Consider the following 525-nt stretch of genomic DNA (forward strand, 5'->3'; position numbering starts at 1 on the left):
CATCAAAACCATGAATGATTCTTCTTCACTATTTGTTGTTGATTCAAATAAGGATTTTACACGGAAAAGAAAACATCTTTTTGGAAGTACACTTTTCAATGTGCTTTTATTAGAGTCTGGATCTTTAAAAGATGAAATGTTCAAATTGTTTGGATATAAGCTTGATACGCCTACAGCTTCTTCATTTGTACAGGCACGTAGTAAGATTCGTCCAGATGCATTCCGTACATTATTCAATATGTTCAATGAACGAACACAGAAAATCAAGCTTCACAAAGGTTATCGCCTTCTCGCTGTTGATGGTTCTGTTCTGCCTATCAGCAGTGTTATCAAAGATACTAAAACCACTTTTTATAAGGCCAATAATTCGAATAAACCTTTCTCCGCCTATCATCTGAATACAAGCTATGATCTATTGGAATGTACTTATGATGATATTGTTCTTCAAGGAAATGCCGTAATGAATGAAAATGGTGCATTCAATGAAATAGTGGATAGATATGATGGTCCTAAAGCTATTTTCAT

1 protein-coding gene is annotated in these 525 nt (G+C 34.1%); it reads left to right on the plus strand.

The window, feature by feature from the left end; translation table 11 throughout:
• Window position 1: 1 nt before the first annotated feature.
• Window positions 2-525 (plus strand): transposase (locus tag H8911_RS12290; protein WP_500784416.1); only part of this gene is annotated, 524 nt, incomplete at its 3' end.

It is taken from the genome of Holdemanella hominis (genome assembly GCF_014306155.1).
In the GTDB taxonomy this organism is placed as follows: domain Bacteria; phylum Bacillota_I; class Bacilli_A; order Erysipelotrichales; family Erysipelotrichaceae; genus Holdemanella; species Holdemanella hominis.